Source organism: Aeromicrobium sp. Leaf289 (assembly GCF_001423335.1).
Taxonomy (GTDB): Bacteria; Actinomycetota; Actinomycetes; order Propionibacteriales; family Nocardioidaceae; genus Aeromicrobium.
On sequence record NZ_LMNK01000001.1, the window covers coordinates 137,665 to 163,588 of the forward strand.

General features: G+C 71.5%; 24 protein-coding genes and 1 tRNA gene. 14 read left to right on the forward strand and 11 right to left on the reverse strand.

Annotated elements, in window-relative coordinates; genetic code table 11:
* Window positions 1-10: 10 nt before the first annotated feature.
* From ASF37_RS00725 to ASF37_RS00755, 7 genes are all read left to right on the forward strand, one after another.
* Window positions 11-1,474 carry a VWA domain-containing protein gene (locus ASF37_RS00725; protein WP_082480826.1) on the forward strand — a complete coding sequence of 488 codons (1,464 nt, stop codon included), beginning with the start codon at window positions 11-13 and terminating at the stop codon, window positions 1,472-1,474.
* Between the two features lie 175 nt (window positions 1,475-1,649).
* Window positions 1,650-3,791 (forward strand): family 16 glycosylhydrolase, encoded by a 2,142-nt coding sequence (locus ASF37_RS00730; RefSeq protein ID WP_156368092.1) that lies wholly within the window; start codon window positions 1,650-1,652, stop codon window positions 3,789-3,791.
* A gap of 174 nt (window positions 3,792-3,965) precedes the next feature.
* Window positions 3,966-5,042, forward strand: a complete 1,077-nt coding sequence (locus ASF37_RS00735; RefSeq protein ID WP_055968163.1) for an SDR family oxidoreductase — start codon at window positions 3,966-3,968, stop codon at window positions 5,040-5,042.
* A gap of 78 nt (window positions 5,043-5,120) precedes the next feature.
* Window positions 5,121-5,666 carry a hypothetical protein gene (locus ASF37_RS00740; RefSeq protein WP_055968160.1) on the forward strand — a complete coding sequence of 182 codons (546 nt, stop codon included), beginning with the start codon at window positions 5,121-5,123 and terminating at the stop codon, window positions 5,664-5,666.
* A 2-nt stretch (window positions 5,667-5,668) separates the two neighbouring features.
* A complete protein-coding gene (locus ASF37_RS00745; protein WP_056578544.1) occupies window positions 5,669-6,316 on the forward strand; it encodes a hypothetical protein in 648 nt (215 codons plus the stop codon).
* Between the two features lie 172 nt (window positions 6,317-6,488).
* Entirely contained in the window at window positions 6,489-7,439 is a 951-nt protein-coding gene (locus ASF37_RS00750) for a class II glutamine amidotransferase (protein WP_056578548.1), read from the forward strand.
* A 133-nt stretch (window positions 7,440-7,572) separates the two neighbouring features.
* Window positions 7,573-8,259 (forward strand): GAF and ANTAR domain-containing protein, encoded by a 687-nt coding sequence (locus ASF37_RS00755; RefSeq protein WP_156364789.1) that lies wholly within the window; start codon window positions 7,573-7,575, stop codon window positions 8,257-8,259.
* A gap of 37 nt (window positions 8,260-8,296) precedes the next feature.
* On the opposite strand, the gene ASF37_RS00760 is transcribed toward ASF37_RS00755, so the two are convergent.
* Window positions 8,297-8,842, reverse strand: coding sequence for a TetR/AcrR family transcriptional regulator (locus ASF37_RS00760; protein ID WP_055968147.1), 546 nt, complete (start codon window positions 8,840-8,842; stop codon window positions 8,297-8,299).
* A gap of 87 nt (window positions 8,843-8,929) precedes the next feature.
* Between ASF37_RS00760 and ASF37_RS00765 the strand changes: the two genes are divergently transcribed.
* Together ASF37_RS00765 and ASF37_RS00770 are read left to right on the forward strand one after the other, a co-directional pair.
* Window positions 8,930-9,877 (forward strand): alpha/beta hydrolase, encoded by a 948-nt coding sequence (locus ASF37_RS00765; protein ID WP_056578550.1) that lies wholly within the window; start codon window positions 8,930-8,932, stop codon window positions 9,875-9,877.
* Complete coding sequence (locus ASF37_RS00770) at window positions 9,874-10,668, forward strand: SDR family oxidoreductase (RefSeq protein WP_056578553.1); 795 nt, start codon at window positions 9,874-9,876, stop codon at window positions 10,666-10,668. Before ASF37_RS00765 ends, ASF37_RS00770 begins: the two co-directional genes overlap by 4 nt.
* Window positions 10,669-10,737: 69 nt before the next feature.
* On the opposite strand, the gene ASF37_RS00775 is transcribed toward ASF37_RS00770, so the two are convergent.
* Both ASF37_RS00775 and ASF37_RS00780 read right to left on the reverse strand, forming a co-directional pair.
* Window positions 10,738-10,823: transfer RNA gene (locus ASF37_RS00775), tRNA-Leu, on the reverse strand.
* A gap of 76 nt (window positions 10,824-10,899) precedes the next feature.
* Window positions 10,900-12,177, reverse strand: a complete 1,278-nt coding sequence (locus ASF37_RS00780; protein WP_056554590.1) for a DUF445 domain-containing protein — start codon at window positions 12,175-12,177, stop codon at window positions 10,900-10,902.
* Window positions 12,178-12,256: 79 nt separating this feature from the next.
* Here ASF37_RS00780 and ASF37_RS00785 point away from each other — a divergent pair, with 79 nt between their 5' ends.
* Genes ASF37_RS00785 through hrpA form a run of 3 tightly spaced genes read left to right on the forward strand, consistent with a single transcriptional unit; the run spans window position 12,257 to window position 17,528 of the window.
* Window positions 12,257-13,156, forward strand: coding sequence for a neutral zinc metallopeptidase (locus ASF37_RS00785; RefSeq protein WP_055968133.1), 900 nt, complete (start codon window positions 12,257-12,259; stop codon window positions 13,154-13,156).
* Window positions 13,153-13,911 (forward strand): CPBP family intramembrane glutamic endopeptidase, encoded by a 759-nt coding sequence (locus tag ASF37_RS00790; protein WP_055968129.1) that lies wholly within the window; start codon window positions 13,153-13,155, stop codon window positions 13,909-13,911. Before ASF37_RS00785 ends, ASF37_RS00790 begins: the two co-directional genes overlap by 4 nt.
* Before the next feature lie 11 nt (window positions 13,912-13,922).
* A complete protein-coding gene (gene hrpA, locus ASF37_RS00795; protein WP_056578556.1) occupies window positions 13,923-17,528 on the forward strand; it encodes an ATP-dependent RNA helicase HrpA in 3,606 nt (1,201 codons plus the stop codon).
* A 63-nt stretch (window positions 17,529-17,591) separates the two neighbouring features.
* Here the strand turns inward: hrpA and ASF37_RS00800 are convergent, their stop codons facing one another.
* The 4 genes from ASF37_RS00800 to ASF37_RS00815 form a co-directional block, all read right to left on the reverse strand.
* Window positions 17,592-17,954 (reverse strand): FKBP-type peptidyl-prolyl cis-trans isomerase, encoded by a 363-nt coding sequence (locus ASF37_RS00800; protein ID WP_055968123.1) that lies wholly within the window; start codon window positions 17,952-17,954, stop codon window positions 17,592-17,594.
* A gap of 64 nt (window positions 17,955-18,018) precedes the next feature.
* Complete coding sequence (locus ASF37_RS00805) at window positions 18,019-18,480, reverse strand: MarR family winged helix-turn-helix transcriptional regulator (protein WP_055968120.1); 462 nt, start codon at window positions 18,478-18,480, stop codon at window positions 18,019-18,021.
* A 98-nt stretch (window positions 18,481-18,578) separates the two neighbouring features.
* A complete protein-coding gene (locus tag ASF37_RS00810; protein ID WP_055968117.1) occupies window positions 18,579-19,805 on the reverse strand; it encodes an acyl-CoA dehydrogenase family protein in 1,227 nt (408 codons plus the stop codon).
* Between the two features lie 14 nt (window positions 19,806-19,819).
* Window positions 19,820-21,127 (reverse strand): acyl-CoA dehydrogenase family protein, encoded by a 1,308-nt coding sequence (locus ASF37_RS00815; RefSeq protein ID WP_235492964.1) that lies wholly within the window; start codon window positions 21,125-21,127, stop codon window positions 19,820-19,822.
* Window positions 21,128-21,338: 211 nt separating this feature from the next.
* Here ASF37_RS00815 and def point away from each other — a divergent pair, with 211 nt between their 5' ends.
* Window positions 21,339-21,938 (forward strand): peptide deformylase, encoded by a 600-nt coding sequence (gene def, locus ASF37_RS00820; RefSeq protein WP_055968109.1) that lies wholly within the window; start codon window positions 21,339-21,341, stop codon window positions 21,936-21,938.
* Window positions 21,939-21,957: 19 nt separating this feature from the next.
* Here def and ASF37_RS00825 read toward each other — a convergent pair whose 3' ends face one another.
* Entirely contained in the window at window positions 21,958-22,761 is an 804-nt protein-coding gene (locus ASF37_RS00825) for an RNA methyltransferase (protein WP_055968106.1), read from the reverse strand.
* 85 nt (window positions 22,762-22,846) lie between these two features.
* Here ASF37_RS00825 and ASF37_RS00830 point away from each other — a divergent pair, with 85 nt between their 5' ends.
* Window positions 22,847-23,374: a YbhB/YbcL family Raf kinase inhibitor-like protein gene (locus tag ASF37_RS00830; protein ID WP_056554583.1), complete on the forward strand. Its 528-nt coding sequence runs from the start codon at window positions 22,847-22,849 to the stop codon at window positions 23,372-23,374.
* 60 nt (window positions 23,375-23,434) lie between these two features.
* On the opposite strand, the gene ASF37_RS00835 is transcribed toward ASF37_RS00830, so the two are convergent.
* From ASF37_RS00835 to ASF37_RS00845, 3 genes are all read right to left on the reverse strand, one after another.
* Window positions 23,435-24,547 carry an SPFH domain-containing protein gene (locus ASF37_RS00835; RefSeq protein ID WP_055968102.1) on the reverse strand — a complete coding sequence of 371 codons (1,113 nt, stop codon included), beginning with the start codon at window positions 24,545-24,547 and terminating at the stop codon, window positions 23,435-23,437.
* The gene (locus ASF37_RS00840) at window positions 24,544-24,999 is read right to left on the reverse strand and encodes an NfeD family protein (protein ID WP_235492963.1); all 456 of its coding nucleotides are present in this window, start codon (window positions 24,997-24,999) and stop codon (window positions 24,544-24,546) included. Before ASF37_RS00840 ends, ASF37_RS00835 begins: the two co-directional genes overlap by 4 nt.
* A gap of 89 nt (window positions 25,000-25,088) precedes the next feature.
* Window positions 25,089-25,895 (reverse strand): ABC transporter ATP-binding protein, encoded by an 807-nt coding sequence (locus ASF37_RS00845; protein WP_056578559.1) that lies wholly within the window; start codon window positions 25,893-25,895, stop codon window positions 25,089-25,091.
* Between the last annotated feature and the right edge of the window lie 29 nt (window positions 25,896-25,924).

The following is a 25,924-nucleotide window of genomic DNA, read 5'->3' on the forward strand; positions in this document are numbered from 1 at the left end:
CGGGACAGCCGTGTCGAACGACGAGTCGGGAGCGACCGCCGGTCCGGCCGCCGGGGAGGACCTGGCCGCCCGCCTGGTGGCCTTCGCCGGCGCCCTGCGGTCGAAGGGGCTGCGCATCGGGACCAGCGAGGTGGTGGATGCCGGCCAGGTGGCCACGGTGCTGGGGCTGCAGGACCGGACGCTCCTGCGGGAGGGGCTCGCCGCGGCCCTGATGCGGCGCAGCGGCCAGCGCGAGGTGTTCGACATGACCTTCGACCTGTACTTCCCCGCCGGGGTGGGTGTCTCGGCCGCCGTCGAGGAGCACGAGGGTCCCGTGGACGCCCAGGACCTGCGCGACCTCCTGGCCATGGCCCTGGCCGACGGCGACCTGCGGACGCTGGAGCAGGTGGCCGAGCTGGCGGTGGACGCCCTCGGCGTCGTGGGCAGCGCCGGCACACGGACCGAGGGATGGTCGGCGTTCCAGACCCTCGACCGGCTGGCACCGCAGACGACGATCGCCGCGGCGCTCGGGCTCCGCGGGTCCGGGGGGCCGGGGAGCGGGTCCGCACGTGGGTCCGGGACCGGTCAGGGCTCGGCGGCGCCGCCCCAGGCGCCGGCCGAGGCGCCGTTCACCGACCGGCTCGAGCGCGACGAGGTGCGCCGACTGGTCGAGGCGTTCCGCCAGATGGTGGCCGCGGAGGCACGGCGACGCACGGCCGAGTCGCGGGGGCGTGACGTCGTGACCCGGCACGCGGTGCGCGCCACGAGCGACCACATCGACTTCCTGAGTGCCAACCGTCAGCAGCTGGAGGACCTGCGCTCGGCCGTCGGCCCCCTGGCTCGGCGGCTCGCCACCCGGCTGTCCGCTCGTCGCCGAGCCGCGCGCCGAGGTCGGATCGACGTCCGGCGCACCATGCGGCGCGCCATGGGCACCGGTGGCGTGCCGATCGTCCCCGTGCACGCGCGGCCCCACCCGGGTCGTCCGGAGTTGGTGCTGCTGTGCGACGTCTCCGGGTCGGTGGCCGGATTCTCCGCCTTCACGATGCTGCTGGTCCGCGCACTGAGCGACCAGTTCAGCAAGATCAGGGTGTTCGCCTTCGTGAACGCCACGGCGGAGGTCACCGACATCGTCAAGGACGGCGGAGACCTTGCCGATCGCATCGCGCAGGAGGCACGCGTGACCTCGTGGCACACCTCCAGCGACTACGGCGAGGCGTTCGCCGACTTCGCCACGACCCACCTCGAAGCCGTCGGACCACGGACGAGCGTGCTCATCCTGGGAGACGCCCGCAACAACAACCAGCCCTTGGGACTTCCGGCCCTGGCCGCCGTGGTGGACCGCGCGCGACGCACCTTCTGGCTCAACCCCGAGCACCCGTCCCGCTGGGGCCTCGGCGACTCCGTGGCGCCCGAGTACGCCGAGGTCGTGCCGATGCACGCCTGCAGCACGATCGAGCAGCTCGAGTCCTTCATCGGCCGACTTCTTCCGGCCTGAGTTCTCGACCTCGAGAAACTCGCCCGGGTTTATCCGGGTCCTTTTCCGATCAATTCTGAACTTTGTCGGGACTAAAGTCCCGAAGTGTGGTTGAGTCGGCGCAGCGTGGTGGGCGGATGGGAGACCGCAGCACCGCGTCTGGGAGAGAACAACAACACACACGAGGTGGCATGCCATGGGAGAACGCACCGTCACCGGGATGTCCGCAGCACGACGGGGATGCGTCGTGCTGATCTCGGGGATCGTCACCGTGGGGGTGCTCGGCACCCCCGCGGTGGGCGGTCAGACCAGCGAGGCGCCGACGTCGGCGACCGTCTGGACCCCCACGACGGCGGACGTCGTCCGCAACCACGACTTCCGGCAGGGCCGCGCGTACTGGTACCCCAACGCGGGGGCTCGTCTGAGCGTGGGCTCGTCGGGGTCGGCCAGGTCGCTCGCGGTCACCAACACCTCGCGCCGCACGAAGTCGATCAACGTGCGCAGCGGCGTGAGCCCCACGACCTTCGCCGCCGGCACCCGGGTCACGGTCTCGGCCCAGGTGCGCGCCAGCAGCAGCGCCGGCCGGATCGCCCTCCGCGCCCAGGAGCACGCCGCCGTCGCATCGGCCCCTCGCTGGCGGACCAGCCCGCTCGTGAAGAGCTCGGTGCGCTACCGGACCCTGACGACCACCCTCACGATCGGGCGTGACGACAGCCGCATCACGGTGCGGGCGTTCAATCTGAAGGCCAAGGGCCGCCAGCACCTCTTCGTCCGCTCCCTGAGGGTGACCGTGGTCGAGCCGCCCGCGAAGCCGGGCGAGTGGATCCCCAACCCGGGCTGCACGTCCGGCGCCACGGGGTGGACCCCGTCGGTCAATGCCAGCGTCACCGCGCTCTCAGGCGCCGAGCCCGCGTGCCAGGTGCAGACCCGGTCGTCCGGTGACGACGTGACGGCGACGTCGCGGACCTCGACCGAGTCGGTCAGGTCGGCGGGCTCGCTGGTGCACGTGGCGAGCCAGGTCGACGTCGCCGGGTCCGTGAGACCGGTGCGGATGACGCTGCAGGAGGTCGCCCCGGACGGCTCGATCCTCCAGTCGTTCGCCGGTGTCCGCGACTCCGCCGGTGCGTGGGTGTGGCTCGGCGCGCAGCTGCGCACCGAGCGCGCCGGCAGCCGCATCCGCGTCGTGTACCGGGGCGACGGCCTCGCGGCCGGCGAGGCCCTGCGCTTCCGGCGCGCCACGGTGACGGTCACCGATCCGGCAACGACGCCCACGCCCACCCCGACGCCGTCACCCACCCCGACGCCGTCACCCACCCCGACGCCGTCACCCACCCCGACGCCGTCACCCACYCCGACGCCGACGCCCACTCCGACGCCGTCACCCACTCCGACGCCGTCACCCACTCCGACGCCGACGCCCACCCCGACCCCGACACCCACCCCGACGCCGTCACCCACCCCGACGCCGTCACCCACCCCGACGCCGACGCCCACCCCGACGCCCACCCCGACACCTGAGCCGACGCCTCCGCCGAGCACCTCGACGCAGACGTGCAACGACCTCAACGTCCCGAGCAAGCGGACGCTCGCGTTCTCCGACGAGTTCACCGGCACGAGTCTCGATCCCGGCAAGTGGCGGGTGCGGGACAAGACCCACCTGTCCTTCGACGCCGCGTACCTGACGAAGGACGCGATCGACGTCTCGGACGGCACGATGACGATCGAGGGCCGACGTCGCAGCAGCGCCGCGACGGTGAGCACCGGCATCAGGGAACGCTGGTACGACACCGGCTACATCGACACGATCGGCAAGTTCTCGCAGAAGTACGGCCGCTGGGAGATGCGCGCGAAGCTGCCGACCGCCCACACGATGACGCGCGGTGTCTGGCCGGCCTTCTGGCTCCGCGGTGACAGGACCAACGGAGAGATCGACATCATGGAGGCGTACGGAGGCGAGTCCATCCAGCGCTGGAACCCCGCGGGCTCGTACACGACGACCCTGTGGGAGGACACCAACCTCGGCAAGCAGCGGGGCGAGTGGTACTCCTGGGCCCACACGAACTGGGCGTCGAAGTCGCCCGGCGTGTACTCGGACTTCCACACCTACGGCTTCAACTGGACGCCCGACTGCATGCAGTTCACGTACGACGGCCAGGTGCTGTCGACCATCCCGGTCGAGGAGGTGCCCTGGGCCGAGAGCGCGTTCGACAGCCCGTTCAACATCCGTCTGAACATGCAGGTCGGCTCGTCCTACTGGGGCATGCCCGACCAGCAGTACACCAAGGACACCTTCGACTACGTGGTCGACAGCGTGAAGGTGTACCGCATGAACCCCTGAGCGGCCTCGGCAGCCCAGGTCCCGCCGCCCGGCGGCGTGCGTCGACCCTCTCGGTCCGGGAGGGTCGACGCGCCGCGTCCGGAGCGGACGACGCGCGCCGTGTGGAGCGACCACGCACGATGTCGATGGGCCCGTCCGCCTCCGCGTCGGGTCCTCCCCCACCGAAGGATCTCCGTGACCACTGACGCTCCCGCCCGCCGTGCCCTCGTCGTCGGTGCCTCCGGCATCGTCGGCCAGACCCTCGCCGCGACGCTGGCGGCCGATGGCTGGCAAACCTTCGGCCTCTCGCGCAGTGGCCGTGCGCCCGACGGCGTCACGCCGGTGGCTGCCGACCTCGGCGACCCCGACGGCCTGGTGCGAGCGCTGGAGGGCGTCGACCCGCAGCTCGTCGCCATCACGGCGTGGACGCGACAGGACACCGAGGAGGAGAACATCCGGGTGAACGCGGGTGCCGTGCGACACCTGCTGGCTGCCCTCGCGCCGTCCGGCTCCGTGCAGCACGTGGCCCTCATGACGGGGCTCAAGCACTACCTCGGCCCGTTCGAGGCCTACGGGACGGGCGAGGTCCCGGACACCCCCTTCCGCGAGGAGGAGCCGCGCCTGGACCACCCCAACTTCTACTACGCCCAGGAGGACGAGCTCTTCGCGGCGGCCGAGCGCGACGGCTTCACGTGGAGCGTCCACCGCTCGCACACCGTCCTCGGCTTCGCCACCGGCAACGCCATGAACCTCACGCTCACGGTCGCGGCCTACGCCGCCTTGTGCCGCGAGCTGGGGCTGACCTTCGTCTTCCCCGGGTCGCAGCAGCAGTGGGACGGTCTCACCGACGTGACCGACGCGGACCTGCTCGCGGAGCAGATCGTCTGGGCGGCGACCCACGACGCGGGTCGGGACCAGGCGTTCAACATCGCCAACGGTGACGTCTTCCGGTGGCGGACCCTGTGGCCGCGCATCGCGGAGCACTTCGGCGTCCCGTGGGAGGGCTTCGAGGTCGAGCCGCGCCCGCTGGAGGTGGCCATGGCCGGCATGGAGGACGCATGGCGCGACCTCGCGGAGAAGCACGGCCTGGCGGAGCCCGACCTCGGCCGTGTGGCCTCCTGGTGGCACACCGACGGCGACCTGGGACGCTCGATCGAGTGCGTGACCGACATGAACAAGAGCCGCGCGGCCGGCTTCCTGGGGTTCCGTGACACCCGTGAGAGCTTCTTCCACCACCTCGAGCGCTACCGCGAGGCCCGGATCATCCCCTGAGCCCGTCCCGGCGGCCCTGAGTGCGAGGTCACACGTGAAGGACTGCATGGTTCGGGGCGGGGTGGGCACGTCGTCCCCATGACCCACGACAAGGACGACACAGCAGCCGAGGCCCGCGAGGGCCTGCTGGACAACATCGCCGGCAAGGCCAAGGAGGTCGTCGGTGCGGTGACGGGCCGTGACGACCTCGCCGAGGAGGGCCAGCTCCAGCAGGCCGAGGCCGCCCACCGCAAGGACGCCGTGGCCGAGAAGGCCGTCGCCGACGCCAAGCGCGAGGAGGCCGCTCGCGAGCTCCGGGAGACGAACCACGAGGCTGCGGCGCACCAGGAGGCCGCGAACGACCAGGCCGACGCCGCCCAGCGTGCCGTCGACCGTGAGCGCCAGGAGCAGCACGTCGCCGCCGAGCACGAGGCGGCGCAGCAGGAGGCGGTCGGGCGTCAGGCCGCCGAGCAGCGCGCCGAGGACCTGGCCGAGACGGCCGTGGGCGACGCCGAGGCGCTGGCCGCCGACGCCGCCACCACCGAGCGTCAGGCCGCCGAGGACCGAGCGCGTCTCGAGCGCGAGGCCGACGCCGCCGCACGACAGGCCGCGCAGCTGCGCGACCAGGACCCGAGCCAAGGATGACCATGATCAGCACCCTCATCGCCCTGCCCTACGCAGCAGCACGACTGCCCCTCACCGTGATCGACCGGGGACTGACGTCGCGCCTGCCGGAGTCGTCGGCCGTTCGCCTGACGGTGGACCGCACGATCGGCACCGCTGACCGCGCGGCCGGGACGCTCCTGCACCACGACGCCCTCGCCGCACGCGGGACCGCCCGCATCGAGCGGGTCGACGCCCTCGTCCAGGCCGCCCGCCTCCAGAAGCAGGCCGACGAGCGTCGCGCGGCTGCCGAGCGCGTCGCCGCCGACGGTCGCCGCGAGGCCGAGCGGAAGCGTCAGGCGGCCGCCGAGCGCGTCGCCTCCGGCGCCACCGAGGCGACGAGGGCGGAGGAGCAGGGCAAGCAGCAGGCCGCACGAAAGGCCCAGGCCAAGGCGTCGGAGAAGAAGGTCGCCGCCGACGAGGTCGCCGCGCGCCGCACCGAGACCGTCGAGCAGCGCAAGAAGCGTGTCGCCACCGCCGCAGAGGCCAAGAAGAAGGCGGCTCGCACGAAGGCCAAGGCCGGCCTGGACGAGGCGAAGAAGGCCAAGGAGGCCGCCACCGAGGCGCACGCCGACGCCGAGGTGCTGGACGACCTCGTCGAGGCCAAGAAGGACGAGCGCACGCAGGACTGAGCGCGAGCGCGGCCGCCCCTGACGACCACGGTCGTCAGGGGCGCTCGTTCGTGCGGCGCGCAGCGACGTGCAGGATCTGCTCCGAGCCGTAGGCTCGGAGGCTCGCGCCCGATCGGACGCGCCGCATCCGCGGCGACATCTCGCCGGAGCCGATCACCAGTGAGGGACGCCCATGTGCCGAGTTCTCGCCTACATCGGGCCGGAGGTCCCCGTCGAGAGCCTGCTGCTCACGCCGGAGAACAGCCTGGTCAACCAGTCGCTCGACCCGGAGCGTCACCCGCAGCTCCAGCTGGCCGGCTGGGGGTTCGGCATCTGGAGCGAGCACCTGCTGAAGCCCGACGAGCCCCTGCTCTACCACCGGCCGATGGCGGCGTTCTACGACGACAACGCGCCCGGCATCGTCCCCAGCCTGCAGGCCAGCACGCTGCTGGCCCACGTGCGGGCCGCCGACTACGACGCGAGCTGCGTGCTGGCCGACGAGAACTGCCATCCCTTCTCGTTCCGCGGCGCCCCGTGGATCATCGCCCAGAACGGCGACCTGCCCGGCTGGCAGCTCCTGCAGCGTGAGCTGCTGCAGCACTGCAAGGACGAGTTCCTCAGCCAGATGCGCGGGACCACCGACACGGAGTTCCTGTACGTGCTCCTGCTGTCCCTGCTCGGTGACGACAGCGACGACGGCGTGCAGCTCGCGGTGGAGGAGCTGCTGCGGCTCGTGGCCAAGGCGATGGAGACGCTCGACCTCCCGGCTCTGACGAAGCTGAAGATGGCGCTCGTCGCGCCCGGACGCATCATCGGCGTCAACGCCGGTCTCGGGCACCAGGGCGAGACCGCGCCCGAGGGCGACTGGCGCGAGCTGCGCAAGGCCGGACCGGGTACCGACGACTTCGCCCTGTCGATGCTGCTGGAGCCGATGTACCTGTCGGCGGGACGCGACTTCGAGCACGACGCCGGGACCTACGGGTTCGGGCAGTACTCGCCCGAGGAGGCGACGTCGGCCATCTTCGCCTCCGAGCCCTTGACCGACGAGGAGGACGACTGGTCCCACCTCGAGTTCGGCCACGTCGTGTTCCTGCGCACCACCGACGAGGGGATCAGCCAGGACGTCCGCGCGCTGTCGGTGTAGGCGACGAGGCTCCTGCGATCGGCACCGTGAGTTCCGGTCCTCACCGGGTACGTGCCCGGTGGTGCCCGCGCTCGTGGGCGCCCTCCAGGCGCCGGGCCCGGTGCCCTGGACCCAGCCAGCGGAGGTCGACACCATGGAACTCCAGCAGCTCTTCTCCACGATGGCGGTGGAGCTGAGTCCGCAGACCGACACGGAGGCTCTCGAGAGCATCGGGCAGTACGCCTGTCGGGCCGTGGACGCCGACGACTCGGGCATCCTGCTCCTGCGAGCGCGCGGACGGATCGAGACTCCGGTCAGCACCTCACGCGTCGTGAACGAGGCGCACGCCCGACAGGCCGAGCTGGACGAGGGACCGTGCCTCGACGTGGTGCGCACCGACACCTCCGTCCTCTTCACCGGCGACGCGGCCCACGACCCCCGGTGGCCGCAGTGGGGTGTCTACGCCGAGGACCGCGGCTACTCCAGCTCCCTGAGCGTGCGCCTGGCCGTCGGCGACCGGCGCTACGGCTCCTTGAACGTGTACGCCCGGCGCCGCGACGCCTTCAGCACCAGCGACGTGGACGCCCTCAGCGTCCTCGGGGCCCACGCGTCCGTCGCCCTCGCCGCGGCGCAGGAGCGCGCCCACCTCATGCGCGCCGTCGACAACCGCACCACCATCGGACAGGCCCAGGGAGTCCTGATGACGGTCTTCGACATCGACGCCGAGTCCGCGTTCGCCTACCTCACGCGTCTCTCCCAGGGCCGCAACGTCAAGCTCAGCGAGGTGGCCGCCGAGATCGTCGATCGGCGCAGCGAGATCCGCTCCCGGTCCGAGGGCTGAGCCCGGACCCGCGGCGCCGACGCGACGGTACCGGAGCTCAGCGACCTCGGTGTCCGTTCGAGAACGCGTCGAGGACGGCGCGCTGCTCCTCGACCGGCAGCGGATGCATGAGCAGTCCCTCGACGGCGAAGACCCCCAGACGCGTCATCGCGGGCACTTGGGTCTCGGGAACGCCTGCGTGCCGCAACCCGTCGGCGAGGATGGCGTCCGTCAGCTCGTGGAAAGCGGAGTGCCACGCCTCGACCCTCGGGGACGAGGTGGCCAGCGAGTGCACGGTCGTCACCAGCCGACTCTGCCTGGTGAGGCGCTCGACGACCCACAGGAGCCGATCGGTCAAAGGCTGCTCGACGTGCTCCTCCGCGCCCTGGAGCGCCTGCCCCAGGAGATGGTCGAGGACCGCCACCAGGAGGGCGTCCTTGTCCTCGAAGTACCAGTAGATGGTCGTGGTGGTGACCCCGGCGGCACGGGCGACCTTGGCCATCGACGTGTTCTCGAACCCGTCGTCGGCGAACAGCGTCGCTGCTGCCACGACGATCTCGGTGGACTTCTCCTCGCGATCACGGGGGCGGCGGTTCCGAGGCATGCGTCACTGTATCTTGCACGCCGTTCAAGAACCAAGTACGGTCTTGATCGTTGTTCAAGACACACCGCCGCAGACGAGGAGCCCACCATGGTCGCGTCCAGCGACGCCTTCACGACGTCGGAGGAATGGTTCGACTCCTCTGGCACCCGCTGTGCCGCTCGGGTGTACCGACCGTCCGGCGCGACGCAGGAGCGTCCCGTCGTGGTGATGGCCCACGGGTTCGGGTCGGTGCGTGCGCTCCGGCTCTACGCCTACGCCGAGCGCTTCGTCGCAGCCGGGTACGTCGTCGTGGTCTTCGACTACCGCGGCTTCGGTGAGAGCGACGGCGAGCCACGACAGGTGCTGGACATCGCCATGCAGCACCAGGACTGGCGGGCGGCCCTCGGGCACGCCAGGTCCCTCGACGGAGTCGATCGCAGTCGCATCGTGGCGTGGGGCACCTCCTTCGCCGGTGGCCACGTCATCACCATCGCCGGGCAGGGAGAGCCTCTGGCGGCGATCATCGCCCAGGTCCCCCACGTCAGTGGCCCCGCCGCTGTCAGGTCGACCGGGCTGCGCGCCGCCCTACGTGCCGTCGTGCCGGGCGTCCGCGACGTCGTCGGTGCTCGACTGGGCCGCGACCCCGTCTACATCGCGAGCGTCGACGTCCCGGGCCGCACCGCGATGATGACCTCCCCCGACGCCTACGCCGGGATGCTCCGGCTCGTGCACGAGTCCGGCCTGTCGGAGGACGCCTATCCCCGAACGGTCGCGGCACGCATCGCTTTGAGCATCGGCGCGTACTCACCTCGCCGCTGGGCGGCCGGCATCGAGTGCCCGGCGCTCGTCCAGATCGTCTCGCAGGACGCGATCACTCCCCGACGTGTCGCGGAGCGGGCCGCGGCCACGATCCGACGGTCCACCGTCCACGTCTACGACGGCGGCCACTTCGATCCCTACGTCGAGCCCCTGTTCGAGACGGTCGTCTCGGACCAGCTCGCCTTCCTCCTGCGACACGTACCCCCGACGCCGACCCGCTCGAAGGAGACCTCATGACCGTTCCCACCCGTACCGCACTCGTCACCGGAGCATCCGCCGGCATCGGTGCCACCTTCGCCCGCACCCTCGCGGCCGAGGGTCTGGACCTCGTCCTCGTCGCCCGACGCAAGGACAGGCTCGACGAGCTCGCCCAGGAGCTCACCGACGCCCACGGCGTGCGCTGCGAGGTCCTCGCCGCGGACCTGAGCGACTCGGGCGCTCCAAGGGCGATCATGGCGTTCGTCGAGGACCGGGGACTCGTCGTCGACGTCCTCGTCAACAACGCCGGCATGTCGGGCAGCACCGCCTTCGCCGAGACCCCGTGGGACTCGCTGGCTGCCGAGCTCCAGGTGATGGTGACCGCCGTGACCGAGCTGACGCACCTCGTCGTCCCGGGCATGAAGCAGCGGCGCTGGGGTCGGATCGTCAACCTGTCCTCCCTCGCGGCCTTCGCCCCGCCCGGCGAGAGCCTGCTCTACACCGGCATCAAGAGCTACGTCCTCGACATGTCCCAGGCGCTGGACATGGAGCTCAAGCCCTTCGGCGTCCACGTCACGGCGCTCTGCCCCGGGTTCACCCACAGCGAGTTCCACCAGACGATGGGAAGCGCGGAGGCCGCCTCCGCGCTTCCGTCCGTCCTCTGGCAGGAGCCCGAGGCGGTCGTGCGCGCCGGGTGGGCGTCGGTCAACGCAGGCAAGCCCGTGTGCGTGCCCGGCCTTGTCAACAAGGTCCTCTCCCACGGCATGCGGCCGGTGCCGTTCCGCCTCCAGTACGTCCTGGGCAGGACGTTCAACCCGTTCAAGCACTGAGGTCGTCGTCTGCGCCGGGCGGATGCGGAACGACGAAGGGACCGGCCCAGTGGGCCGGTCCCTTCAACGTGTCCGAGGGGGGACTTGAACCCCCACAGCCCTATCGGGCCACTAGCACCTCAAGCTAGCGCGTCTACCAATTCCGCCACCCGGACGTGGACCCTGAGGATCCGTGGTGCAGTCAGGAACTGTACCAGCCGGTCCGTGAGCGCCCAGCACCCCCACCCCCGCTCAGACGAGGTGGGAGACCGTGTGGATGACCAGGCCCGCGAGACCGCCGACGACGGTGCCGTTGATCCGGATGAACTGCAGGTCGCGACCCACGTGCAGCTCGACCTTGCGGGCCGTCTCGTCACCGTCCCAGCGGTCGACGGTGGCGGAGATGATCGTCGCGACCTCGCCTCCGTAGTGGTCGACCATGTAGGCGACGGCCTCGGAGACGACCCGGTCGCCGCGTGCCTGGAGGGCCTCGTCCTCCTGGAGGCGGACGGCGAGGTTCTGCAGCTCCTGCAGAGCGCGGCGCCGCAGCATCCCCTCCTCGTCCTGCAGCGTGTCGATGAGGGCGCGACGCAGGGCGTCCCACACGGCGACGCCCGTGCGGGTGACCTGCGGCTGGTTGAGCATGCGGGTCTTGAGCCGCTCGAACTTCTGCTGGGTCTCGGCGTCGTCCTCCAGGTCGTCGGCGAGGCGGCCGAGCCAGCCGTCCAACGCGCGGCGGGCGCGGTGGTCGGGCTGGCTGCGGATCTCGCTCACCCAGGAGACGGCCTCGAGGTGCAGGCGGGCGCCCACGCGCTCGTCGACCCACTGCGGGGTCCACCACGGTGCCCGCTCCCCCACGAGCGCGCTCACCTCGTCGGCGTTGTCGAGCAGCCACGCGTGCAGCTCGTCGAGGACGAGGTCGACCATGCCCACGTGGGCGCGCTCGGCCAGGACGTCACCCAGCAGCTTGCCGGCGACCGGCGCGAGCGGCTCCTCGACGAGACGCGGGATGATCGCCTCCTCCACGAGCGCGGCCACGTCCTCCGGTCGCACGCGGGTGAGGGCGTGGGCCGTGATCTTCGACCCCTCGCGCACGAGCCGGGCCGCGTGGTCGCCGTCGGCCAGCCAGACACCCGTGCGTCGGGTCAGCTCGGCGGACTCGAGTCGTTCCTTGACGACCTCCGGGCGCAGGAAGTTCTCCGTGACGAACTCCTGCAGGCTGGCCCCGAGCGACGCCTTGCGTCGCGGGATGATCGCCGTGTGCGGGATCGGCAGCCCCAACGGGTGACGGAACAGCGCCGTGACGGCGAACCAGTCGGCGATCGCGCCGACCATGGCCGCCTCGGACGCGGCGTTCACGTAGCCCCACGCGCCGTCGCGCTCCCGCGTCAGCAGGAACACGATCGCGGCGACCACGAGCAGCGACGTCGCGACGACCCGCATCCGGCGCAGGCCACGACGGCGCTCCTCGTCGGCAGCGGGGTCCGACGACAACGCAGGTCCGGTGGGGTCGGTCAGGGAGGTGCTCACGGGCCGAGCGTAGGTGAGCGCGAGGGCGTCGGCCGGTCGAGAGCGCCGAGTCGCTGATGACGCTGCGTAGACTTCTGCCATGAGCTTCAACGAGGGCGCTCGCCTCGACACCAGCCAGGTCACCGGGGGCCGGGCCCGCGGCGGGGCCGTCATCGGCGGGGGTGTCGGCGGCATCGTCGTCCTGCTCATCGGTCTCTTCTTCGGCGTCGACCTGAGCAGCGTCACGGGAGGGTCGAGCAACCCGTTCGACACCAGCCAGGTCGCCGCCCAGGGCGAGGAGTCCACCGAGGACTTCAGCCAGTGCCGGACCGGCGCCGACGCCAACCGCGACGACACCTGCCGGATCATCGGCACCGTCAACAGCGTCCAGGACTACTGGAACGACGCCCTCCCCGCCGACGTCGGCCGTCAGTACCGAGCGGCGCAGACGGTCATCTACTCCGGGAGCACGCAGTCCGCGTGCGGCACCGCCTCGAACCAGACGGGGCCGTTCTACTGCCCGTCCGACGAGCGCGTCTACATGGACGCGACCTTCTTCGAGCTGCTCTCGAGCCGCTTCGGGGCCGACGACGGCGCGCTGGCGCAGGAGTACGTGGTGGCGCACGAGTACGGCCACCACGTGCAGCACGTCCTCGGCCTGCTCGGACGCGCGCAGGAGGGCAGCGGAGCGACCGGTGGCGGGGTGCGGGTCGAGCTCATGGCCGACTGCCTCGCCGGGGTGTGGGCCCACCACGCCGCGACCACCGAGGACGCGGACGGCAACACCCTGCTGAAGCCACTCACGCAGGCCGACGTCCGGTCGGCGCTGTCGGCCGCTGCCGCCGTCGGTGACGACCACATCCAGCAGTCCTCGGGCGCCACGGTGAACCCCGACTCCTGGACGCACGGCTCGAGCGAGCAGCGCCAGCGCTGGTTCCTGCGGGGCTACGAGGGCGGTACCGCCAACCAGTGCGACACCTTCGCCACCGACGACCTGTGACCGCGGCGCACACCCCGGGCCGCTCGCGCATCCGGGCCGAGGTCTGGCTGGTCCTGGGGCTGTCCCTCGGACAGTCCGCGGTGTACGCGGTGCTCAGCCTGGTGGCCGCCCTGACCCGCGGGCCGCTGCGCGACGCGACCGCCACCCTCAACTCCTCGCGCAGCGACCGCGAGTGGCTGGACGTGACCTACCAGCTGCTCGGGATCGGCTTCGCGCTCGTCCCCGTCGCGCTCGCCCTCTTCCTGCTCGCCGGTGACGGCCCGGGCGTGCTGCGCAGGCTGGGGCTCACCGGCAGCAGCCGACGTCGCGTGGTGGCCGAGGGCATCGGCCTGACGGCCGTCATCGGGCTCCCCGGCATCGGGCTCTACCTGGCAGGACGTGCGCTGGGCGTGACCGCCGAGGTGCTCACCGTCCCCGAGAACGTGTACTGGTGGACGGCGATCGTGCTCGTCCTGGCCGCCTTCCAGAACGGCGTGCTGGAGGAGGTCGTCATGGTCGGCTACCTCTTCACCCGGCTCCGCCAGCTCGGCTGGGGGCCCTGGGCCGTCATCTGGACGAGCGCCGTGATCCGCGGCAGCTACCACCTCTACCAGGGCTTCGGCCAGGGCCTCGGCAACCTCGTCATGGGTCTGGTGTTCGGCTACTGGTACCACCGGACCCGCCGCCTCGCGCCCCTCGTGGTCGCCCACACGCTGCTCGACGTGTTCGCCTTCGTCGGTGTCCTGCTGCTCGGCGACCGGCTGGGACTCCGTTGATGGGCGGGGGGATGAAGATCGAGGTCGCTCCCGGCCTGCCGATCGCGGACCGGGCCGACGACATCGCCCAGGCCCTGCGTGACCACCAGGTCGTGGTCGTCGCCGGGGAGACCGGGTCGGGCAAGACCACGCAGCTGCCGAAGATCGCGCGGCTCCTCGGCCGCGAACGCATCGTGCACACGCAGCCCCGACGGATCGCGGCCCGCTCGGTGGCGGCCCGCATCGCGCAGGAGTGCGAGGTCGAGCTGGGCCAGGAGGTTGGCTACGCCGTCCGGTTCGACGACCGCACGAGCGGCGAGACGCAGATCCGGCTGGTCACGGACGGCCTGCTGCTGAGCGAGATCCACCACGACCGTGACCTGCGCCGCTACGACACCGTCATCGTCGACGAGGCCCACGAGCGCAGCCTCGCCATCGACTTCCTGCTGGGATACCTCAAGCAGCTGCTCCCCCGTCGTCCCGACCTGAAGGTCGTGGTCACCTCGGCGACGATCGACGTCGGTCGGTTCTCGGCGATGTTCGACGACGCACCGGTCGTCGAGGTCAGTGGCCGCACGTACCCGGTGGAGGTGCGGTACCGCCCCCTCACCGATCCCGACGACGGCATGCTCGACGGGATCACCGCGGCCATCTCCGAGCTCCCCCGCGAGGGCGACGTGCTGGTCTTCCTGTCCGGGGAGCGCGAGATCCGCGACGCCGCGGCGCACCTCGAGGGTCTGCGCTGGCGCCAGACGGAGATCCTGCCGCTCTACGGGCGGCTGGCGGCCCAGGGCCAGGCCAAGATCTTCGCCTCGCACCCGGGGCGTCGCATCGTGCTGGCGACGAACGTCGCGGAGACGTCGCTGACGGTGCCGGGCATCCGCTACGTGGTCGACACCGGCTACGCCCGCATCTCCCGCTACAGCCAGCGGCTGAAGGTCCAGCGGCTGCCGATCGAGCCGGTATCGCGGGCCAGCGCGGCCCAGCGCGCCGGACGGTGCGGTCGTGTGGCGGACGGCATCTGCATCCGGCTCTACGCCGAGGACGACCACGACGGGCGGCCCGAGTACACCGACCCGGAGATCCTGCGCACCAACCTCGCATCCGTCCTGCTGCAGATGGCCGCCCTCGACCTCGGCGACGTCGAGGACTTCCCGTTCCTCGACCCGCCGGACCGCCGTGCCGTCGGCGACGGACGCGCGCTGCTGGCCGAGCTCGGCGCGCTGCAGGAGGGCCGGGACGGACGCCCGCGCCTGTCACGGCTCGGGCGGACGATGTCGCGCCTGCCGACCGACCCTCGCATGGCACGCATGCTCCTGGCCGCGGACCGCCAGGGCTGCCTCGCCGACGTGCTGGTGATCGTCGCCGGACTGTCCATCCAGGACCCGCGCGAGCGACCGGCCGAGCACCAGGCACGGGCCGACCAGCTGCACGCCCGCTTCCGCAGCCCCGACTCGGACTTCCTGTCCTGGCTCGTGCTCTGGGAGTACGTGCGCGAGCGACGTGACGAGCTCAGCAGCAGCGCGTTCCGGCGCCTGTGCCGCGACGAGCTGCTGCACTACCTGCGGATCCGCGAGTGGCAGGACGTGCACGCCCAGCTGCGCCGCACCGTCCGCGACCTCGGGATGAAGCCCGGGAAGGTGGGCGCCGACCCCGCCGACGTGCACCGTGCCCTGCTCACCGGCCTGCTGTCCCACGTGGGCGTGCGTCAGGAGGACTCCAAGGAGTTCCTCGGCGCACGCGGCGCACGCTTCATGGTGTTCCCAGGCTCTGCGCTCGCGCGCAAGCCTCCGCGCTGGGTGGTGGCCGGCGAGCTGGTCGAGACCGGACGTCTGTGGGGGCGCACCGTGGCCCGCGTCGAGCCGGAGTGGGTGGAGAAGGCCGCACCGCACCTGGTCAAGCGCCAGTACGCGGAGCCGCACTGGTCGGCACGCCGCGGTGCGGCCATGGCCAAGGAGCGGGTCACTCTCTACGGGATCCCGCTCGTCGTCGATCGGCTGGTCCCCCTCGGTCGCCACGACCCGGTCCTGGCGCGCGAGCTGTTCGTCCGGCACGCGCTGGTGCAGGGCGAGTGGCGCACGCATCACGGGTTCGTGAAGCGCAACGCCGAGCGCATCGAGGCCGCGGAGGCCGTCGAGGACCGCGTGCGGCGACGTGGGCTGCGGGTCGACGACGAGACCCTCTTCGCGTTCTACGACGAACGGGTCCCGGCCGACGTCGTCTCGGTGCGGCACTTCGACGCGTGGTGGAAGAAGACCTCGCGCGAGACCCCGGACCTGCTCGACCTCGACCCGGACTCGCTCCTGGCCGACGTCGGCGACCTGGAGCGGGACTTCCCCACCACGTGGACGTCGCAGTCGGCCGAGTACCAGGTGTCCTACGCCTTCGAGCCCGGCAGCGACACCGACGGCGTGATCGTCGACGTCCCGGTCGACGCGCTGCTGTCGGTGGACCCGGCCGAGTTCCTGTGGAACGTGCCCGGACACCGCGACGAGCTGGTGGTCGCGCTCGTCCGCTCGTTGCCGAAGCGTCTGCGCCGCGAGCTCGTGCCGGTCCCGGACCACGCCGCTGCGCTGGTCGAGGTGCTGGACCCCTCGGGTGGCCCGCTCCTGGAGCAGCTGGTGCGCGGCATCCGGCAGCGCACGGGCACCCTCGTCACGCCCGACGACTTCGACCTCTCAGCCGTCCCCGAGCACCTGCTTGTCACGTTCCGCGTGGTCGACGACGGCGCCGAGATCGCGCGGGGTCGTGACCTGGAGGCGCTGCGGGCCGAGCTGAGCGACGTCGTGCGTCGCGACCTCGAGCAGGTGGCCGCCGCGGCCGAGCGCACGGGCATCACGTCGTGGGACGTCGGCACGATCGAGCGCACCGTTCCCGCGGGCCAGGTGACTGGCTACCCCGCGCTGGTCGACGCCGGTGCCTCGGTGACGCTCACGGTGCTCGACACCGAGGCAGAGCAGCACGTGGCCATGGTGCGCGCCCAGGCACGGCTGCTGGCCCTGGGCACACCCACGACCACGCCGTCGCTCGGTCGCACCCTCGACCTTCGCCAGAAGCTGTTGCTCGCCTCCTCCCCGTACCGGGACGCCGCGGCCGTGCTCGACGACTGCCGCCTCGCGGCACTCGACGACCTGGTGACCCGGCACGGTGGCCCGGTGTGGGACGAGGCCGCGTTCGCGGCGCTGCGCGAGAAGGCCCGGTCCGAGGTGCACGACGCGACCGCCGCGGTGCTCCGCGACGTGCTGCGCGCCCTCGAGAAGCTCGCCCAGGTGCAGCCCCAGGGTCCGGGCGAGGCCGCGGAGGACGTGCGGGTGCAGCTCAGCTGGCTCGTCCACCCGGGGTTCGTCCGCGAGCTCGGGGTCGGCCAGGTGCGGCGTCTGCACGTCTACCTCGAGGCAGCACGGCGTCGGCTGGCCACTCCTGCGAACGAGCAGCTGCTGCGCGTGCAGGAGCTCGAGGCCGAGTTCCACGACCGGACCGACGGGCTCGGCGACCTGCGTCGGCACGCTGCCGACGTCGAGGAGGTGCGCTGGGCGCTCGAGGAGCTGCGCGTGAGCGTCGTGGCGCAGAACCTCGGGACGTCCCGGCCGGTCTCGGTCAAGCGGCTGCGGCGCATGCTCGACGACCTCGCCGTCTGACGACGACGCCCCGCGACCGAGGTGGTCGCGGGGCGTCGTGGTGGATCGGGTGGGGACGGGCGGTCAGCCGACGCCCATCAGGTCGATGACGAACACGAGGGTCTTGCCCGACAGGCGGTGGCCGCCACCGGCGGGACCGTAGGCGAGCTCGGGCGGGCACACGAGCTGGCGGCGTCCGCCGACCTTCATGCCGGGGATGCCCTGCTGCCAGGCGCCGATGAGGCTCGTGAGCGGGAAGCGCGCGGACTGGCCGCGGTCCCAGGAGGCGTCGAACTGCTCACCGGTGTCGAACTCGACGCCGACGTAGTGCACGTCGACGACGCCGCCGGGCGTCGCCTCCGCGCCGTCGCCGACGACGATGTCCTTGATCTGCAGCTCTGTGGGCGCGGGGCCCTCGATGAAGTCCACTTCAGGCTTGGAGGTCATGCCGTCGATCCTCGCACACCGTGCCAGCGCCGCTGCGCGCCCGCCCGCCGGTCCCGTGGGACGGTCAGTCCTCCACGCCGAGGGCGTCGTTGAGCCGGCCCAGGAGCTGTGCGAAGGTGCGCAGCTCGGTGGGCTCCCAGTGCTCCAAAGCGGCCGCGAGGCGGGCGTGGCTGTTCTCGCGGTAGGCGTCGACGCGGCGCGTGGCCTCCGGCGTCGCCTTCAGCACGTGGGCGCGCCCGTCCTCGGGGTGCGGCGTGCGGTCGACCAGCTGCATCGTCTCCAGCAGTCGGACCGCGCGGCTCACCGTCGACTTGTGCACGTGCAGCGAGTCCGCGAGCTCGGAGGCTCGCACCCCCTCGCCCTCGCCCGTGCCGGCGTCGACGACGGCGAGCAGCAGCACGAAGGTGCTGTAGTCGAGCTCCTCGTGGATCGAGGCCAGGTTGCGCAGCGAGCGCGCACGGACCTGCCGTACCAGCCGTGTCAGCTGGTAGTCGACGTCGAAGTCCGGCGGCAGCTCCCGATCCATGCGCACATCCTAGGTGGGGGTCCTACCGCGGCCTCTCCCGCACACGCCGAGGCCCCGTCACCGCGGTGACGGGGCCTCGGACCCGGGGAAGTCGGGTCTCAGCGCAGCTGGGACGACGTGAGGTTCAGCAGTCGTCGAGCGACGATGAGCTGCTGGATCTGCTGCGTGCCCTCGAAGATGTCGAGGATCTTGGAGTCGCGCGACCACTTCTCGAGCAGCTCGGTCTCGCCGTAGCCCAGGGTGCCGGCGAGCTCGACGCAGCGCAGCGTGATCTCGTTGCCGACCCGACCGGCCTTGGCCTTGGACATGGAGGCCTCCATGGAGTTCGGCTTGCGGTTGTCCGCCAGCCAGGCCGCCTCGAGGGTCAGGAGCAGCGCCGCCTCGTAGTCGGCCTCCATCTGCAGGAAGGTCGCCGCCGCGTAGGACTGCGACGTCGCGGGACGGTCGTAGTCGACGACCACGCCCGCATCCTCGAGGAGCTCGCGGGTGAGCTCCAACGCGGCCCGCGTGACGCCGACGGCCATCCCGGCCACGAGCGGCCGGGTGTTGTCGAAGGTCGCCATCGCACCGGCGAAGCCCTGCTTGGTGTCGATCTCCTCGTTGCCGAGGATGTTCGCGGCCGGCACACGGCAGTTGTCGAGCACGATGACGGCCGTGTCGGACGCCCGGATGCCGAGCTTGTGCTCGAGACGCTCGACCCGGATGCCGGGCAGGGTCTTCGGCACCACGAAGCTCTTGATCGCCGCGCGACCGAGCTTGGGGTCGAGCGTGGCCCACACGACCACGGAGTCGGCCCGTTCGCCGGAGGTCACGTAGATCTTCTCGCCGTTGAGGACGTACTCGTCGCCGTCCTTGATCGCCGTGGTGCGGATGGCCGCGGAGTCCGATCCGCAGCCCGGCTCGGTGATCGCCATGGCCGCCCACGTGCCCTTGAACTTCTCGAGCTGCTCGTCGGTCGCGACGGAGGCGATGGCGGAGTTGCCCAGGCCCTGGCGCGGCATCGACAGCAGGAGTCCGACGTCGCCCCAGCACATCTCGATGACGGAGAGGACCGACGAGAGGTTGGTGCCGTTCTTGACGGCGTTCTTGCCCTTGCCCTTGATCTCCTCGTCCTCGGTGCGGCGGACGCCGGCCGCACCGGCGCCCTGGCCCTGGCCGGAGTCGCCCATGCCGTCGATCAGCGAGGCGAGCAGGTCGAGCTCCTTGGGGTAGGAGTGCTCGGCGAGGTCGTACTTGCGGGAGTTGGCGCGCAGGAAGTTGTCGGCGACCTCGTGGGCCTGCTGGACGAACCCGCGGAACTTCTTGGGGGTGTCGAGATTGATCATGATGTGGTCCGCCCTCAGACGAGGACTGCTCCTTCCAGGACTGCGACGGCCCGCAGGTCGCGGTACCACCGCTCCACCGGGTGCTCCTTGACGAAGCCGTGCCCACCGAGCAGCTGGACGCCGTCGGTGCCGATCTTCATGCCGTACTCGCTCGCCAGGCGGCGGGCGAGGGCGATCTCGCGGGAGGCGTCGCGACCCTGCTCGGCGCGCGAGGCGGCCTTCAGCGTCACGAGGCGCATGCCCTCGAGCTCGATCGCGATGTTCGCCACCATGAAGGCGACGGCCTGACGGTGGGCGATCGGCTCGCCGAACGCCTCGCGGGTCTTCACGTACTCCTTGACGTAGTCGAGCACCGCGCGTCCGGTGCCGACGGCCAGGGCCGCCCACGCGAGGCGGGAGAGCCGGACGCACTCGCGGTAGTCGTCGGTCGAGCCGAGCAGCGCCGTCTCGGGGACGACGACGCCGTCGAGGCGCAGGCGGGTGAGCCCGGCCGCACGCAGACCCATGGAGGGGTCCGCGGCCAGCGAGATCCCGCTGGTGCCGGACTCCACGACGAACAGCCGCGGACTGCCGTCGAGGACGGCCCCCACGACGAACAGCTCGGCCTCGGTGCCGCGCACCACGCCGGACTTGATGCCGTCGAGGCGGTAGCCGCCGTCGGTCGCGGTCGCCGTCGTCTGCAGCTCGAACGGGTCGAACAGCGTGCGCGCCTCGGCGATCGCGAGGGCGGCCGCCGGGACGTCGTCGCCGGTGAAGGCCGGCAGGTACGTCTGCTGCTGCTCATCCGTGCCCCACAGGGAGATGGCCGTGGCGACGGAGGCGGGCGCGAGGCACGCGACGGCCTGGCCCATGTCGCCGTAGGCGAGCGCCTCGTTGACGAGCACGCCCGTGACGGCCGAGCGCTCTTCGGAGAGCCCGCCGAGGGACTCGGGGACGTTCAGCAGCGTGAGGCCGAACTCGGTGGTCTGGTCGAGCACCTCCTTCGGGGTGTCGTCGGCGTTCTCGGCGGCCTCGGCACCGGGGCGCAGGACCTCGGACGCGAACTCGCCGATGACGTCGACCATCATCTGCTGGTCCTCGGTGGGCGTCAGGTCGAACAGACCGCTGTCGCTCGTGGCGTCGAGGCGCTTCGGCTTGCCCGAGCCCTTGACCCGCTTGAACGTGCGGTTGGCGTTGGCCGCGACCTGGAAGCCGGACTTGGCGCCCTGGTAGACGGCGCGCTCGGTGGCCTTGCGCAGGCCGAGCTTGTCGATGGCCGGTGAGCTCGCGATGCGGTTGAGCACCGCAAGACCGATGCCCATGGGGTCTGGTCGGTTCGCCACGGGGTCTCCTTGACAGGGACGAAGGGTGGATCGGGTCGAGAGGGTTTCCCGCCCAGGACGGCTGGGGATGGTGCTGGTGGGGGTCGTGCCGGTGGTGCTGCGTCCGACCGTACTGTAACTGTGAGTTGCAGTACGACGTAGTGATCGTATCCGACGTCACAGGTCGGAGTCCACGCATCGGCGCCAGTGGGTCCGCGATACGTTGTGACGCGTGGCATCGCACCCCTCTTCCCGTCCACTTCCCGACGGCGGCACCGTCCTGCCGATCACCCGGTGGGGCACGCCGGTCATGCACCACGAGCTGAAGGACGTCACCGAGTTCGACGACGCCCTCGCCACGCTCGTGCGCGACATGACCGCGACCATGCACGCCGCGAACGGCGTCGGTCTCGCCGCCAACCAGGTGGGCGTCGACCTCAAGGTGTTCGTCTTCGACTGTCCGGACGACGACGACGTGCGCGTCACGGGCGTCGTGGTGAACCCGGTGCTCACGCTGCCCGCCACGGCGGACCGCAACCTCGACACCGCGGACGAGGGGTGTCTCTCGCTCCCGGGAGCCTTCACGGAGTGCTCGCGTCCCGACGTCGCGAGCGTGACCGGGTTCGACGAGACCGGCCGGCCGGTGGAGTTCCACGGCACCGGGCTGCTCGCCCGCTGCCTGCAGCACGAGACCGACCACCTGTTCGGCACGGTCTTCGGCGACCGTGTGCCGGCCAAGGCGCGCAAGAAGCTCCACAAGCGGCACGACGAGCTCGCCGAGGCCTACCCCGACGACTGGCCGGTCACCCCGGCGTCGATCGAGGAGGACTGACCGCTCCCCCGTCGGTCCGTCACCGACCGCGCAGGTGCCAGCACGCCACGGCCACGGACGTCGCCACGTTCAGGCTGTCGATGCCGGCCGCCATCGGGATCGTCACGCGCACGTCGCTGCTGCGCTGCCAGTGCGCCGTCAGCCCCGGGCCCTCGGAGCCCACGACGAGCGCGAGCCGTTCGGGCACCTCGTGCACGTCCTCGAGCGAGACCGCGTCGTCGGCGAGCGTCATGGCGTAGGTCGTGAAGCCGTGCTCGGCGAGCAGGGCCGGCGTGGCGTACCAGTCGTCCGCACGGGCGTGGGGCACCGAGAACACCGCACCCATGGCCACCTTCACGGCGCGTCGGTAGAACGGGTCCGCGCACCGCGGCGAGAGCAGCACGGCGTCGAAGCCGAGAGCGGCCGCGACCCGGAAGACCGCTCCGACGTTGGTGTGGTCGACGAGGTCCTCCAGCACCACGACGCGGTGGGCGGCGGCCAGCACGACCTCGGGCGAGAGGGGTGCGGGTCGACGGATCGCGGCCAGGGCCCCGCGGTGCACGTGGAATCCCGTGACCTGCTCGATCCGCTTCTCGTCCATGACGAAGCACGGCGCGTCACTCGCGTCGAGCACGTCGGCGAGACCGTCGAGCCAGCGTGGTGCCATGAGGAACGACGCGGCCTCGTGCCCGGCCTCGTGGGCTCGGCGCACGACCTTCTCCCCCTCCGCGAGGTAGATGCCGTGCTCGCTCTCGTGCGCCAGCCGCATCTGCACGTCCCGCAGGTCCAGGTAGTCGCCGAGACGGGGGTCGTCGAGGTCCTCGACGTGCTCGATCCTGGCCACCGCACCACCCTAGGCCGTGCGCCCCGCCCCGATCGCCCCGCACGACCGCCCTGCACGACCGGGGGGTCGTCGCTAGCGTGGAGGCATGAGCCTCGAACGCCCCGTCACCCCCGACCCCTACCCGCTGCTCCCGGCCGCCGCGCCCTTCACCGTCACCAGCGACGACGTGACCGACGGCGCCCCGCTGAAGGACGACCAGGTCAACGCGCACGGCGACACCTCGCCCCAGCTCTCGTGGAGCGGTGCGCCCGAGGGCACGCAGTCCTTCGTCGTCACGTGCTTCGACCCCGACGCGCCGATCGTCTCGGGCTTCTGGCACTGGACGGTCGTCGACGTCCCCGCCGACGTCACGTCGCTGCCTGCCGGCGCCGGCGCCGACGACGCCTCGCTCCCGGAGGGCGCCTTCCACGTGCGCAACGACGGCGGGACCAAGGCCTTCATGGGTGCGGCCCCGCCCGAGGGTGACCAGCCGCACCGCTACTACTTCGTGGTGCACGCGGTGGGTGAGCCGACTCTGGGCGTCGACGGCGACGCCTCCCCCGCCGTCGTCGGCTTCAACCTGGCCTTCAAGACGCTTGGTCGCGCCATCCTGCACGGCACGTACCAGCACTGACACCGACGACGACGGCCCCGGAGCGAGGTGCTCCGGGGCCGTCGTCGTGCTGCGTGTCCGTCAGGACGTCGGGGTGGGGGGATCCGCCGGGGGCTCGTCGCCACCGAACGTCGGGACGTCGGGCTCCTTGGACGGGCTGACGCCGGGCTTCTCGGCCGCCCGTGCGGCCTCGAGTGCCGCCTGGACGGCCGCCTCGGTGCCCGAGGACGAGGTCCCCGTCTCGATCGGCTCGTCGAGGTCGACCCGCTTCTTGCTGCCGCCGCCGTCAACGGGCACGGTGCCGACCGTCCCGCCGAGGGTGCCGAGCGCCTTGGTGAGCTCGGCCGGGATGATCCAGGTGGAGGCGTTCTCGCCACTCGCGATCTTCGGCAGGGTCTGCAGGTACTGGTACGAGAGCAGCTTCTGGTCGGGGTTGCCGTCGTGGATCGCCTGGAAGACGGTCTCGATGGCCCGGCCCTCGCCCTGCGCGGTGAGGATGGCCGCCTGCTTCTCGCCCTCGGCCGAGAGGATCGAGGCCTGCTTCTGGCCCTCGGCCGTGAGGATGGCGGCCTGCTTCTGGCCCTCGGCCGACAGGATCCGGCTCTGGCGGTCACCCTCGGCGGTCAGGATCGCGGCGCGCTTGTCACGCTCGGCGCGCATCTGCTTCTCCATGGCGTCGATGATCGACGGCGGCGGGTCGATGCCCTTGAGCTCCACGCGGTTCACGCGGATGCCCCACTTGCCGGTGGCGCCGTCGAGCTCGCCGCGCAGGCCGGAGTTGATCTGGTCGCGGCTCGTCAGGGCGTGCTCCAGGCTCATGCCACCGATGATGTTGCGCAGCGTGGTCATGGTCAGCTGCTCGATGGCCTGGATGTAGTGGGCGATCTCGTAGGTCGCGGCCACCGGGTCGGTGACCTGGAAGTAGATGACGGTGTCGATCGAGACCGTCAGGTTGTCCTCGGTGATGACCGGCTGCGGCGGGAACGACACGACCTGCTCACGCAGGTCGATCATGTAGCGCACCTTGTCGATGAAGGGCATGACGATGTTGAGGCCGGCCGTCAGGGTGGTGCGGTACTTGCCGAACCGCTCCACGATGCCGGCTCGGGCCTGCGGGACGATCTTGACCGTCATCGACACGACGACGACGGCGAGGATCGCCAGCAGGACCAGGAAGATGGTCAAGGCGGTCATGCGGTGGGCTCCTTCGAGGTGATGACGGCGGTGGCACCGTCGATGCTGGTCACGACGACCTCGGCGCCCGGCTCGAGCTCCCGGTCGTCGGTGGTGCGGGCCGACCACACCTCGCTGGCGAGGGTGATGCGACCGCCGAACGGGCCGACCGGCTCGAGCACGACGCCGGTGCGGCCCACGAGGGCGTGATGGCCCGTGGTCAGGGTGGGCCCGGCGTGCAGACGTGCGACGATCGGCGGCCGGGCCAGGAAGAGCAGCCCGACGGACACGACACCGAACAGCAGCATGGCCACCCAGAAGGGCGCCCCCACCGCTGCGGCGACGGCTGCGGCCAGCGCGCCGAGGGCGAACATCAGCAGGACGAGGTCGAGGCTGAGCAGCTCGGCCACGGCGAGCAGCACCGCGATCCCGACCCAGGTCACCCAGGCGTTGTCCGTCATCCACTCGATCATCGGTGCCCTCCTGTCGTCGGGGCGGCCCGTCGATCCTGGACCTGGCCCCCCACCGGGTGCGTCACGCTACCAGTCGGATCGCCGTGCAATCACCGCAACGCACGGCGCCCGTACTGGGCGCGACGCGCGGCGTACCGGCCGTCGACGTGGTCGAGCTCGAGGCGCATGCCGAAGGTGTGTCCGAGGGACTCGGCGGTGAGGACCTGCTCGAGCGGGCCGGCGTCGACGATCCTGCCGTCGCGCAGCAGCAGCACGTGCGTGAAGCCCTGCGGGATCTCCTCCACGTGGTGGGACACCATGACGAGCACGGGCGCGCCCTCGGTCGAGGAGAGCAGGTCCAGGCTCGCCAGCAGGTCCTCGCGCGCTCCGAGGTCCAGGCCCGCGCCCGGCTCGTCGAGCAGGAGCAGCTCGGGGTCGGTCATGAGCGCGCGGGCGATCATCGTGCGCTTGCGCTCACCCTCCGACAACGTGCCGAAGGTGCGGTCGGCGAGCCGGGTGATGCCGAGCTCGCCCATGATCTGGTGCGCGCGGGTCAGGTCGTCCTCGTCGTAGGACTCGTTCCACCGGCCGGTGACCGCGTGCGCGGCGGACACCACGACGTCCTCGACGCGCTCGGCGGGAGGAATGCGGTCGGCGATCGCCGTGGCGCTGTGCCCGATGCGGGTCCGCAGGTCGAACACGTCGGTCTGGCCGAGACGCTGCCCGAGGATCTCCGCGGTGCCGGAGGTGGGGTGCAGGTGGGCGCCGACGACCTGCAGGAGCGTGCTCTTGCCCGCCCCGTTGGGGCCCAGGACGACCCAGCGCTCGTCCTCGCCCACCGTCCAGGACACGTCGTCGAGCAGGACCTTGCCAGGCCTCACCACGCTCACCGAGTCGAGCTGGAACGCGGTGGCCATGAGTGGGTCTCCTGCACTGTTCTCGCCGG

Coding starts and splice junctions, on each gene's coding strand:
- ASF37_RS00740 (WP_055968160.1), top strand. CDS start 5,121: ATGACCCACGACAAGGACGACACAGCAGCCGAGGCCCGCGAGGGCCTG.
- ASF37_RS00745 (WP_056578544.1), top strand. CDS start 5,669: ATGATCAGCACCCTCATCGCCCTGCCCTACGCAGCAGCACGACTGCCC.
- ASF37_RS00750 (WP_056578548.1), top strand. CDS start 6,489: ATGTGCCGAGTTCTCGCCTACATCGGGCCGGAGGTCCCCGTCGAGAGC.
- ASF37_RS00755 (WP_156364789.1), top strand. CDS start 7,573: ATGGAACTCCAGCAGCTCTTCTCCACGATGGCGGTGGAGCTGAGTCCG.
- ASF37_RS00760 (WP_055968147.1), bottom strand. CDS start 8,842: ATGCCTCGGAACCGCCGCCCCCGTGATCGCGAGGAGAAGTCCACCGAG.
- ASF37_RS00765 (WP_056578550.1), top strand. CDS start 8,930: ATGGTCGCGTCCAGCGACGCCTTCACGACGTCGGAGGAATGGTTCGAC.
- ASF37_RS00770 (WP_056578553.1), top strand. CDS start 9,874: ATGACCGTTCCCACCCGTACCGCACTCGTCACCGGAGCATCCGCCGGC.
- ASF37_RS00785 (WP_055968133.1), top strand. CDS start 12,257: ATGAGCTTCAACGAGGGCGCTCGCCTCGACACCAGCCAGGTCACCGGG.
- hrpA (WP_056578556.1), top strand. CDS start 13,923: ATGAAGATCGAGGTCGCTCCCGGCCTGCCGATCGCGGACCGGGCCGAC.
- ASF37_RS00800 (WP_055968123.1), bottom strand. CDS start 17,954: ATGACCTCCAAGCCTGAAGTGGACTTCATCGAGGGCCCCGCGCCCACA.
- ASF37_RS00805 (WP_055968120.1), bottom strand. CDS start 18,480: ATGGATCGGGAGCTGCCGCCGGACTTCGACGTCGACTACCAGCTGACA.
- ASF37_RS00810 (WP_055968117.1), bottom strand. CDS start 19,805: ATGATCAATCTCGACACCCCCAAGAAGTTCCGCGGGTTCGTCCAGCAG.
- ASF37_RS00830 (WP_056554583.1), top strand. CDS start 22,847: ATGAGCCTCGAACGCCCCGTCACCCCCGACCCCTACCCGCTGCTCCCG.
- ASF37_RS00835 (WP_055968102.1), bottom strand. CDS start 24,547: ATGACCGCCTTGACCATCTTCCTGGTCCTGCTGGCGATCCTCGCCGTC.
- ASF37_RS00840 (WP_235492963.1), bottom strand. CDS start 24,999: ATGATCGAGTGGATGACGGACAACGCCTGGGTGACCTGGGTCGGGATC.
- ASF37_RS00845 (WP_056578559.1), bottom strand. CDS start 25,895: ATGGCCACCGCGTTCCAGCTCGACTCGGTGAGCGTGGTGAGGCCTGGC.